8 protein-coding genes are annotated in these 10,644 nt (G+C 67.6%); 4 read left to right on the forward strand and 4 right to left on the reverse strand.

The genetic code is table 11. The features are described 5' to 3' along the window. Positions 1-104: 104 nt before the first annotated feature. The 4 genes from ABF821_RS17225 to ABF821_RS17240 all read left to right on the forward strand — a co-directional run bounded on the left by ABF821_RS17225 (position 105) and on the right by ABF821_RS17240 (position 5,622). Complete coding sequence (locus tag ABF821_RS17225; RefSeq protein ID WP_415530929.1) at positions 105-878, forward strand: chromosomal replication initiator DnaA; 774 nt, start codon at positions 105-107, stop codon at positions 876-878. Between the two features lie 188 nt (positions 879-1,066). Next, positions 1,067-3,241, forward strand: coding sequence for an RNA degradosome polyphosphate kinase (locus tag ABF821_RS17230; protein ID WP_415530938.1), 2,175 nt, complete (start codon positions 1,067-1,069; stop codon positions 3,239-3,241). A gap of 78 nt (positions 3,242-3,319) precedes the next feature. Beyond that, positions 3,320-4,810, forward strand: coding sequence for a Ppx/GppA family phosphatase (locus ABF821_RS17235; protein ID WP_415530931.1), 1,491 nt, complete (start codon positions 3,320-3,322; stop codon positions 4,808-4,810). Continuing rightward, a complete protein-coding gene (locus tag ABF821_RS17240) occupies positions 4,807-5,622 on the forward strand; it encodes a CDP-diacylglycerol diphosphatase (RefSeq protein WP_415530932.1) in 816 nt (271 codons plus the stop codon). The genes ABF821_RS17235 and ABF821_RS17240 overlap by 4 nt, the downstream gene beginning before the upstream one ends. A gap of 25 nt (positions 5,623-5,647) precedes the next feature. Here ABF821_RS17240 and ABF821_RS17245 read toward each other — a convergent pair whose 3' ends face one another. The 4 genes from ABF821_RS17245 to ABF821_RS17260 form a co-directional block, all read right to left on the reverse strand. Further along, positions 5,648-7,096 carry an NCS1 family nucleobase:cation symporter-1 gene (locus tag ABF821_RS17245; RefSeq protein ID WP_415530933.1) on the reverse strand — a complete coding sequence of 483 codons (1,449 nt, stop codon included), beginning with the start codon at positions 7,094-7,096 and terminating at the stop codon, positions 5,648-5,650. A 16-nt stretch (positions 7,097-7,112) separates the two neighbouring features. Further along, a complete protein-coding gene (locus ABF821_RS17250; RefSeq protein WP_415530934.1) occupies positions 7,113-8,426 on the reverse strand; it encodes an aspartate aminotransferase family protein in 1,314 nt (437 codons plus the stop codon). Between the two features lie 149 nt (positions 8,427-8,575). Further along, entirely contained in the window at positions 8,576-9,844 is a 1,269-nt protein-coding gene (locus tag ABF821_RS17255; protein WP_415530936.1) for a Zn-dependent hydrolase, read from the reverse strand. Between the two features lie 183 nt (positions 9,845-10,027). Further along, positions 10,028-10,644, reverse strand: a 617-nt coding sequence (locus tag ABF821_RS17260; protein WP_415530937.1) for a TetR family transcriptional regulator C-terminal domain-containing protein, incomplete at its 5' end; no start/stop codon positions are given.

The raw sequence follows: 10,644 nt of genomic DNA on the forward strand, positions 1-10,644 counted from the left end.
GGTCATATGCAGGGCCTTCGTGAACGGCGGGGGTCGAAGAATGGGGCGAGGTAGGGTAAACGCTCTGGGTTCCTTTACGGCAGGCGAAGGCGGCACGCAAAGCAGTGGTTGAACAGGCGGTGCAGAATCCGGGCGAACAGGTGCCGGCGGGCGGCGTGGACCAGCTTGCCTTGCCCTTTGGGCATCGCAGCCGCTTCGCCCGCGCCGATTTCGTCGCCGCTGGGTCGAACAACGCCGCGCGGGCGTGGCTGCTGGGGGTGAATCCGTGGCCCGAGCACAGGCTGGCGCTGTGGGGCGCGGCCGGTGCCGGCAAGACGCACCTGCTGGAAATCTGGGCGCGGGAGCAGGGGGCCGTGCTGCTGCGTGGCCCCGATGTGACGCGCGCGATGCTGGGGGAACTGCTCGACGGGCCGGCGGAGACCTTTCGCGCCGTGGCGGTGGATGATGCGGACCATGCGGCGGATCAGCAGGCGATCCTGCATCTGCTGAACGCGGCGCGCGAACAGCGGATTGCGCTGGTGATGGCGGCGCGGCTGGCGCCCGCGCGCTGGCCGGTTGACCTGCCGGACCTGGCCAGCAGGCTGCGTGCGACGATGGCGATCGAACTGCGCCAGCCCGAAGATGCGCTGTTGCGGATTCTGCTGCTACGCCATCTGGCGGACCGGCAGATCGTGGTCAGCCAGCCGGTGACGGAATGGCTGCTGCGCCGCCTGCCGCGCACCGCCTCGGCCATTCGCGATGCCGCGATCCGGCTGGATCAGGCCGGGCTGGCGGCGGGGCGGCGCGTGACCCGCGCGCTGGCGGTGTCGGCGCTGCATGACCTGCTGGACCAAGGCGAGATCCCGGCCGAGCGGCTGGCCGATCTGCCTGTCCGCTAGGAAAACTTCATATACTACCGCGTTGGCAGGACAGGTGGTTCCGCCTAGTTTGACGGACGAAGGCGGATTTGTGGCAGGAGAGTGGATTGACCAGACCGACGGGGAAAACGCCCGCGCGCCGGACATCCGGACGGACGACCGGCAAGCGCGTGGCCGCGCCGGCGACGCGGCGGCGGTTGGCGCCACCCGTGCAGACACCGCCGCCACCGCCGATCGACCTGCATTGCCCAGCCCGGTTCATCAATCGCGAATTGTCGTGGCTCGATTTCAACCAGCGGGTGGTCGACGAGGCGGATAATCCGCGCAATCCGCTGCTGGAGCGGCTGCGTTTCCTGTCGATCAGCGCGGGGAATCTGGACGAATTCTATTCGGTGCGCGTGGCCGGCCTGGTGGGGCAGGTGCGCGAAGGGCTGCTGAGCATGTCGCCCGACGGGCTGACCCCGGCGCAGCAGCTTGCGGCCGTGCGCACCCGCACCGCGCGCCTGCTGCGCGAGCAGCAGCGGATCTGGAAGGATCTGCGCGGCCTGCTGGCCGACGCCGGAGTCGTTGTCTGCGGCCTGGACCATATTACCGACGCCGACCGCGAATGGCTGGATAGCTGCTTCATGGACCGGGTCTTTCCCGTTCTGACGCCGCTGGCGATCGACCCCGCGCATCCTCTGCCGTTCATTCCGCATATGGGTCTGGCCCTCTCGCTGCGGCTGATGAGCAAGGAGAGCGGGCGCTTCGTCATGAGCGCGATGATCCTGCTGCCGGCCCAGATCGACCGCTTCATCCGCCTGCCGGCCAGCCTGTCGCCGCCCGGCGTCGCCCGGTTCATCATGCTGGAAAACATGATCGCGCTGTGCATCGACCGGCTGTTCCCCGGCATGGTGGCGGGCGACTGGGGCGTGCTGCGGGTGATCCGCGACACCGACGTGGAATTCGAGGACGAGGCCGAGGATCTGGTCCGCTCCTACGAAAGCGCGCTGAAGCGCCGGCGCCGGGGGGTGGTGATCCATCTGGATATCGATTCCCGCATGCCGCCCGATCTGGGGCAGGCGGTGGCGACCGACCTGGACGTGCCGCCCGACGAGATCGAGATCCAGCCGGGGCTGATCGGGGTGGTGGACCTGAAACAACTGATCGTGGACGATCGGCCCGAACTGCTGTTTCCGCCCTATACGCCGCGCTTTCCCGAGCGGGTGATCGATTTCGGGGGCGACTGCTTTGCCGCCATCCGCGCGAAGGACATGATCGTCCATCATCCGTTCGAGAGTTTCGACGTGGTGGTGCAGTTCCTGCGGCAGGCGGCCCAGGACCCGGCGGTCGTCGCGATCAAGCAGACGCTGTATCGGACCTCGCGCGACAGCCCGATCGTCAAGGCGCTGATCGAGGCGGCCGAGGCCGGGAAATCGGTCACCGCGATGGTGGAACTGCGCGCCCGTTTCGACGAGGAAGCCAATATCCGCCTTGCCCGCGCGCTGGAGGCGGCCGGGGCGCAGGTGGTGTTCGGCTTCGCGGACCTGAAGACCCATGCCAAGCTCAGTCTGGTCGTGCGGCGCGAGGGCGGGACGCTGCGGTCCTATGCCCATTTCGGCACCGGGAACTATCATCCGATCACGGCGCGGATTTATACCGACCTCTCGTTCTTTACCTGTGACCCGGAACTGGCGCGGGATTCGGCGCGGCTGTTCAATTACATGACCGGCTATGCCATGCCGGCGCGGATGGAGGCCATCGCCTTCTCGCCGGTGACGATCCGCCGCACGCTGGAAGAGCTGATCCAGGCCGAGATCGAGCATGTGCGCGCCGGGCGGCCGGGGCAGATCTGGCTGAAGATGAATTCGCTGGTCGATCCGGACCTGATCGACCGCCTGTATCGTGCCTCCTGCGCCGGGGTGCGGATCATGGCCGTTGTGCGCGGTATCTGCTGCCTGCGGCCGGGGGTGGCGGGGCTTTCGGAGAATATCCGCGTCAAGTCGATCGTGGGGCGCTTTCTGGAACATTCCCGGATCTTCGCCTTCGGCGACGGACATCGGCTGCCGTCGCGTTATGCCAAGGTCTATATTTCTTCCGCCGACTGGATGGTGCGGAACATGGACTGGCGGGTGGAAAGCATGGTACCGATGCGCGACCCGACGGTGCACGCACAGGTCCTGGACCAGATCATGGTCACGGACCTGAAAGACAATCTGCAATCCTGGGTGTTGCAGCAGAACGGCGTGTGGCGGCGGCTCGAACCCGGTGCCCGGCCGTTTTCGGCCCATGATTATTTCATGACCAATCCTTCGCTGTCCGGGCGGGGGACTGCCGCGCAGGACAGTGCCGTCCGGGTCAGCACGCCGTTGCCGCGGCATCAGGACCGGATACTCGATGATTGAGGGTTTCAGTGAAGGTTCCAGTGAAGGTTTCAGCATGACGCAGCTTCCGTCGGTCGCCGTTCGCATGTGCCTGGCCCGATGATCCGGGTTCCGCATCGCCGTTCGGCCGTTGTCGATCTGGGGTCCAATTCCGTCCGGCTGGTCGTCTTTGACGGTATTTCGCGGAATCCGATTCCCATCTTCAACGAAAAGGCGGTGCTGCGTCTGGGGCGGGGGCTGAATGCCACCGGGCGGCTGAACGAGGAGGGCGTGGGCCTGGCGATGCAGGTCATGGACCGGTTCCATGCCATCGCGCGGGGCATGGATGCCGACCCGTTCGAGATCCTGGCCACCGCCGCCGTGCGCGATGCGACCAATGGCCCGGAATTCGTCGCCGCCCTGCGCGCGCGGATGCCCGGCGTGCCGATCCGCGTGCTTTCGGGTGAGGAAGAGGCCGATTATTCGGCGACCGGCGTGCTGTGCGGGCTGCCGGAGGCCGATGGGCTGGTGGCCGATATCGGCGGCGGGTCGCTGGAACTGATCCGCCTTTCCGCCGGGCGGAAGCTGGATGCCTGCACCCTGCGGCTGGGGGTGATCCGGCTGAACGACCGTGCCGAGGGGGATTTGCAGAAGGCGCGGACTATTGCCGATGCCGACATCGCGCAGGTCGGCTGGCTGGACGATGTGGTGGGGCGGCCGCTCTATCTGGTGGGGGGCGCTTTCCGCGCGCTGGCGCGGTTGCAGATCGCCCGGACCAATTATCCGCTGAATATCGTGCATCTCTTCACCCTGTCGGGCGAGGGGGCGCGGGACATGACCGACTGGGTCGTCAACACGCCGCGACGCGCGTTGGAGCGGGTGCCCGGCGCGCCGCGCAAGCGGCTGGAGGATGTGCCCTTCGCCGCCATCGTGCTGCGCCGTCTGCTGCGCCGGTTGCAGCCATCGAGCGTGGTCTTCTGCGTCGATGGGCTGCGCGAGGGGTGGTACATGCGCCGGGTCGCGGCGTCGGTCGCGGCGCTGGACCCGCAGGAAGCCGTGGCGCGCGAGATGTGCCGCCGTCTTGGGCGCAGCGAGACCCTGCCGGACCAGTTGATGAACTGGACGGCCCCGCTCTTTGGCGATGAGAGCACGCCGCAGCGCCGGCTGCGCCGGGCGGCGTGCCTGCTGTCGGATATCGGGTCGTACGATCATCCTGAATACCGGGCCGAGCAGACCTATCTGCGGGTGCTGCGGATGCAGGGCGTCGGGTTCGATCATCAGGCCCGCGCCTTCGTCGCCCTGACGCTGGCGGTGCGCTATGAGGCCGAACTGGGCCATGATTTCCTGCAACCGTCGCGCTTGCTGCTGACGGCCGAGGATTTCCAGCGCGCGCTCGTCCTGGGGCTGGTGCTGCGGCTGGCCTATACGGTGTGCGGCGGGACCGAGGAACTGCTCGACGGGACATGGATCAAGCGTTCGGCCGGGGAAGTGACCCTGCATCTGGCGCAGGGGCGTGGCGTGGTGCGCGGTGAAAGCGTGCGGCGCCGGCTGGACCGGCTGGCCGAAGCATTCGCGCTGCCCGCGCGGATCGAGGAGGCCGGCACGGCATGAAGCCTCGGGTACTGGGGTGGTGTCTTCCCGCGCTGATGGCGGCGGGGGTGTTGCTGGCGACCGCGCGGGCCAATGGTCCGCCCAAACCCGACCATGATCCGGATGTGCTGTGGAAGATCGTGCATGGGCGGTGCGTGCCCGACGAACTGGGCGAGAATACACCCGCGCCGTGTGCCGCCGTCGACCTCGTCCATGGCTATGCGGTCCTGAAGGACCGTGACGGTGCGACGCAGTATCTGCTGATTCCGACCGATCGGGTCACCGGAATGGAAGACCCCGCGATCCTGAGCCCGACCGCGCCGGATTATTTCGGTGCGGCGTGGCACCAGGTCGGCCGCGTGCTGGCGGGGCTGGGCCATACCATGCCGCGCGAGGCGGTGGCGCTCGCGATCAATTCGCAGCGTGGCCGTTCGCAGAACCAGTTGCATATCCACGTCGATTGCCTGGCGCCCGAGATCCGCGTGGCGCTGCATTGGGCGCGGCCGCAGATCGGCGCCGGCTGGACGCCGCTGACGTTGGCGGGGCATCGCTACCGCGCCACGCGGATCGACGGGCAGGAGCTGGATGGCGCCTATCCGTTCCGGCGGCTGGCGGCCTCGCTGGCCGATCCGGCGCGCGAGATGGGCGGGCATACGCTGGTGGTGGTGGGGACGGTGTGGCCCGGTGGGCGGCCCGGTTTCATCCTGCTGGACGATATGGTCAAGCCGGTGTCGGGCGACCGCGCGTCGGGCGAGGAATTGCAGGATCATGCGTGCAGGATCGCGCATTTCGAGCCTGGGCGCGTGCTGCGGGATTCCGCCTATCCGCAGTGAGGGTCGTTCGGCCCGTTAGGCGGAATCAGGCGCCCGACGGCGATATGCTCTGGTTCACCGGCTCGGGAAGGTGGCGCGGGGAGAGGGCCAGATAGATCCCGGCGCCGGCCGCGACGCCGACGAACCATGAGAAGGCGCTGATCCCGGACAGGGCCGGCAGGAACTGGCCGGCGGAGGCCAGTGCGCCGCCGGCCGCGAAGGCGACCAGTGCCGGGGGATTCCAGCCGTTGCGTCCGTCATAATGGTCGCCCCGGCGATAAAGGGCCGGTATGTCCAGCATCTGGCGGCGCACCAGGTAGAAATCGGCCAGCATGATCCCGGTGACCGGCCCCAGCAGGCCGCCGACCACGTTCAGCACCTGATAGATGCTCGCCGCGTCGTCGAACCACATCCAGGGCACGAAGAAGACGCCCAGCACCAGCACCAGGGAGGACGCACGGTCGAAATTCAGCCGGCGTGGCATCAGGTTCATCAGGTCGTAGGCGGCGGGCATGATGTTGGCCACGACATTGACCGACAGGGTGGCCAGCACCAGTGTGGCCCCGCCCAGCACCGTGATCACGGGGTGATTCAATGTCAGCAGCAGTTCGACCGGGTTCCAGATCGGCCGGCCGAACAGGATCATGGTGGCCGAGGTGGTGATGATGCCCATCGGGGTGAAGACCAGGGCCGTGACCGGCAGGCCGATGGCCTGGCCGATCACCTGGTCGCGCTCGGAGCGGACGAAGCGCGAGAGGTCGGGAATGTTGACGGCGAAGGTCGCCCAGATGCCGATCATGCCGGTGACGCCCAGCGCGAAGGCGGACCAGAACGCGCCGCCATGCAGGCGCGACGGCTGCGCGAACAACGGCCCCGGCCCGTGGCCGACCCTGAGCGCCCAGATGGTGGCCAGCAGACCGATGGCGATGACCAGCGGGCCGGCGACCAGCTCGAAATTGCGGATGCGATGCACGCCGTGGCCGGCGATCCAGGCATGCAGGGCCCAGATCAGCGCCATGGCCAGCCACATATGCGCCTGCATGCCCAGGAACGACGGATGGAGCGCGCGCCAGCCGCCGATCAGGGTCGAGAGGATGGCATCGACGGCCTGGGCGGCGGCGTAGGATTGCACCGAGAACCAGAAGATGGCGCAGAAGCCGCGCAGCAGGACCGGAACCTGCGCGCCGGACGGGCCGAAGGCGGAACGGATCAGCACGCAGAACGGAATGCCGTACCGTGTGCCCGCGCGCGCGTTGAACCACATCGCCAGGAACAGGACGACATAGGCGACCGCGACGACCTGGAGGCATTCCCATGCCGAGAAACCCAGGGCCATCAGCCCCGCCGCGGCCTCGTAGACCACGATATTGTGGACCATGCCCATCCAGACCGTGGCCATGTTCAGCCATGTCCAGTCCCGCCGCGCGGGCGGGACCGGTGCCAGGTCGGCGTTGTACAGGCCCGGATCGTAGCCGGCGGGCGTGGTGTCTGCCATGCGTGCCCTTTATCTTCTACTCGACCGTGCGGAGAATGTCGGCCAGCGTGCCGAACAGTTGGTCGATCTCGGATTTCTGGATGATCAGCGGCGGGGAGATGGCGATGACATCGCCGGTGTAGCGGACCAGCACGCCCTGGTGGAACGCGCGGTCGAAAATCTCGTACGCCCGCGCGCCCGGCGCGCCGGGGCGGGGGCTGAGTTCGATCCCCGCGACCAGGCCGACATTGCGGATGTCGATGACGTGGGGCAGGCCGCGCAGGGCGTGGGCGGCTTCCTCGAAATAGGGGGCGATGTCGCCCGCGCGCTCGAACAGGTTTTCCTCGGCGTAGGTGTCGAGGGTTGCGAGCGAGGCGGCGCAGGCGACCGGATGGCCGGAATAGGTGTAGCCGTGCGGCAGTTCGATCCCGGTTTCGGGGCCGTTCATGAACGCTTCGTACACATGATCGCGCGCGATCGCGGCGCCCATCGGGATGGTGCCGTTGGTGATGCCCTTCGCGCAGGTGAGGATGTCGGGCAGCACGCCGAATTTCTCGGACGCGAAGGGCGTGCCGCCCATGCGGCCGAAACCGGTGATGACCTCGTCGAAGATCAGCAGGATGCCGTATTTGTCGCAGATCTCGCGCAGGCGCTTCAGGTAGCCGACGGGGGGCGGCAGCACGCCGGTCGATCCGGCCATGGGTTCCACCATGACGGCGGCGATGGTCGAGGGGTCGTGCAGGGTGACGATGCGTTCCAGATTGTCGGCCAGTTCCGCGCCGTAGGCCGGGAGGCCCTTGGTGAAGGCGTTGCGCTCCAGGTCCAGCGTGTGGGGCAGGTGATCGACGCCGGTCAGCAGCGCGCCGTACAGCTTGCGGTTGCCGGAGATGCCGCCGACGGAAATGCCGCCGAACCCCACGCCGTGATAGCCGCGTTCGCGCCCGATCAGGCGGGTGCGGGCGCCGTCGCCGCGCACGCGGTGATAGGCGATGGCGATCTTCAGCGCGGTATCGGCGGCCTCGGACCCCGAATTGCAGAAGAAGACGTGATTCAGGTCGCCCGGCGCCAGGGCGGCGATCCGGTCGGCTGCCTGGAAGGCCAGCGGGTGGCCCATCTGGAAGGTCGGCGCGAAATCCAGCGTGGCGATGGTCTTCTGGACCGCCTCGGTGATGCGGGGGCGGTTATGGCCCGCATTCACGCACCATAGGCCGGCGCAGCCGTCGAGAACCTTCCGCCCGTCCTCGGACGTGTAATACATGCCGTCTGCCGCAACCAGCATGCGCGGCGTCCGGCGGAATTGCCGGTTGGCCGTGAACGGCATCCAGAACGCATCGTGATTGGTCGGCGGCATCGCGGAAGGCTCCTGAGATCGAACATGCGAGCCCGTCCGGCCTGGAGATAACCATCACGGCCCCGCAACCATCGCAGGATGGAACACGCGGCGTCGCCGGGCTAGATGATTTTTTGCCCGGTTGCCGCTCACTATATGGTTAGGGATGGTTAGGGATTCAGTCTTGCGTCGGCGTCCAGCACCGCGCGCAGCAGCACGTTGGCGCCGGCCGCGACATCGCCCGGCTCGGCGCTTTCCGCCTCGTTGTGGCTGAGGCCGCCCGCGCAGGGGACGAAGATCATGGTCGTGGGGGCGACGCGGGCCATGTAGGCGGCGTCATGCCCGGCGCCCGAGACGATATCGCGTGCCGGATAGCCGAAGGATTCGGTGGCCGTGCGGACCGAGGCGATGCAGGCGGGGTCGAAATGCACGGCCGGCGAGTCCCACACCCGCTCCATCGCCAGGGCGATTCCGGCGTCGGTGACGATCTGCTCGATCCGTTCGCGCAGGTCGGTTTCCATCGCCATCACTACCGCGTCGTCGGGGTGGCGCAGGTCGATGGTGAAGAAGACTTCGCCGGGGACGACGTTGCGGCTGTTGGGGCGGTTTTCCAGCAATCCGACCGTGCCGACCGCATCCGGCCCATGGGCCAGGGCGACCGTGCTGACGGCCTCGATGATCCGGGCCGCCGCCAGCAGGGCGTCGGCGCGCATGGGCATGGGGGTGGTGCCGGCGTGTGAATCGCGCCCGGTCAGCGTGACTTCGTACCAGCGCATGCCCTGCACGCCGGTGACGATGCCGATGGTTTTCTCCTCGGCTTCCAGGATCGGGCCTTGTTCGATATGCAGTTCGAAATAGGCGGCGACCGGATGCTGGCCGCAGGGTGACGCGCCGCGATAGCCGATGGCCGCCAGCGCGTCGCCGAAGCGGATGCCGTCGCGGTCGGTCTTGTCCAGGGCTTCCTGCTCGGTGAACACGCCGGCGAAGACGCCGGAGGCGAGCATGGCGGGGGCGAAGCGCGAGCCTTCCTCGTTCGTCCAGTTGATCAGTTCGATCGGGTGGCGGGTCTCGTGGCCCGATGCGTGCAGGGCGCGCAGCACGGCCAGGCCGCCCAGCACGCCCACGATACCGTCGAACTTGCCGCCGGTCGGCTGGGTGTCGAGATGGCTGCCCATCGTGATCGGCGGCAGGCCGGCGTCGCGGCCGGGGCGGCGGGCGAACTGGTTGCCCATCGAATCGTGGGTGACGGTGCAGCCCAGGGATGTGCAGGCGGCGGCGAACCATGCGCGTACCTGGCGGTCTTCCTCCGTCAGGGTCAGGCGCCGGATGCCGCCCTTGGGGGTGCCGCCGATCCGCGCGGTTTCCAGGATGTCGGCCCACAGTGCCGTGCCGTCCACCGTGATGTTGCCGCCGGCCTGAAGGACGCCCGAACTGATCATGTCTGCTCTCCTGCAATGCGATCCGCGCCGTGTTGCCGGCGGGCCTGGCCTTGCCCGCGCGGGCCGGTGTGACGGTGTGGGGCGGATCGTGTCGTCAGATAAATGGATGACCGGTGCGATACCGTGAATGCGGGTGCGGGAACGGATGGAGGGGGAGCACCGGATGCAAGCGTAGGACGGATATCAGGTCATTTCTATCCCGTTTAGAATCAGCGTGATGATCGTGTTGGCGGCGTCGTTGTAATCCTGCTCGGCGAGAGCGGGCTTGCGCAGCACCGTGCAGACCTGGGCGCTCATGTCGGCATAGGTCTGGGTCATTGCCCAGATGCAGAACAGGAAATGCGCGCCGTTTATGGGGCGCATCTGTCCGGTTCGCTGCCAGATGCTGAAGACGTCCTCCAGCGTCTGGGCGTAGTCGCGCAGAGACGTGTTGAAGTAATTCTGGATGTTCGGCGCGCCTTGCAGGACTTCGTGCGCGAAGATGCGCGAGGCGTCGGGCCGGTCGCGCGAGAAGGCGATTTTCGAGCGGATATAGCCTTCCAGCGCCGCGCGGGGTGTGGCGTCGGCGTGAATCCAGACCGTTGCGTCGCCCAGCCAGTTGTCCAGAATGTTTTCCAGCACCGCGCGGTACAGGTCCTCCTTGGTGCCGAAATAATAATGGATGTTGGCCTTGGGCAGGCCGGCCGCGGCGGCGATGCCGGCCATGCTGGCCCCCTTGTAGCCGTCGCGGCCGAATTCCCGTTCGGCGGCCCGCAGGATCTGCCCGGTGCTGGCGCGGCGGGGCGCCCCGACCAGCAAAA

Origin of the sequence: Gluconacetobacter sp. (assembly GCF_047721585.1) — a bacterium.
In the GTDB taxonomy this organism is placed as follows: Bacteria; Pseudomonadota; Alphaproteobacteria; order Acetobacterales; family Acetobacteraceae; genus Gluconacetobacter; species Gluconacetobacter dulcium.

Coding starts and splice junctions, on each gene's coding strand:
- ABF821_RS17255 (WP_415530936.1), bottom strand. CDS start 9,844: ATGATCAGTTCGGGCGTCCTTCAGGCCGGCGGCAACATCACGGTGGAC.
- ABF821_RS17235 (WP_415530931.1), top strand. CDS start 3,320: ATGATCCGGGTTCCGCATCGCCGTTCGGCCGTTGTCGATCTGGGGTCC.
- ABF821_RS17250 (WP_415530934.1), bottom strand. CDS start 8,426: ATGCCGCCGACCAATCACGATGCGTTCTGGATGCCGTTCACGGCCAAC.
- ABF821_RS17245 (WP_415530933.1), bottom strand. CDS start 7,096: ATGGCAGACACCACGCCCGCCGGCTACGATCCGGGCCTGTACAACGCC.
- ABF821_RS17240 (WP_415530932.1), top strand. CDS start 4,807: ATGAAGCCTCGGGTACTGGGGTGGTGTCTTCCCGCGCTGATGGCGGCG.